1 protein-coding gene is annotated in these 211 nt (G+C 66.8%); it reads right to left on the bottom strand.

Going from position 1 to position 211, the window contains the following annotated elements; translation table 11 throughout:
• Positions 1 to 211: helicase-related protein (locus tag B2X67_RS18570; protein WP_349677804.1), on the bottom strand; the 211-nt coding region annotated here is incomplete at both ends.

The following is a 211-nucleotide window of genomic DNA, read 5'->3' as shown; positions in this document are numbered from 1 at the left end:
GCCCATGCCGAAGGCGATGGTCGCGACCATGATCAGGCCTTCCTCGTTGAGGAAGCGCTTCTGGTGATAGGCCCGCAGTTCGCTGGGCAGGCCGGCGTGATACGGCAGCGCCGGGAAGCCCTGCTCGGCGAGGAAGGCGGCGACCTCCTCGACCTTCTTGCGCGACAGGCAATAGACGATGCCAGCGTCGCCCTTGCGCTCGGCGAGGAAC

The organism is Pseudomonas sp. UBA3153 (assembly GCF_002364635.1).
GTDB lineage: Bacteria > Pseudomonadota > Gammaproteobacteria > Pseudomonadales > Pseudomonadaceae > Pseudomonas_O > Pseudomonas_O kuykendallii.
The sequence above is the reverse complement of the archived record's forward strand: the minus strand, read 5'-3'. Positions and strand labels throughout refer to the sequence as shown.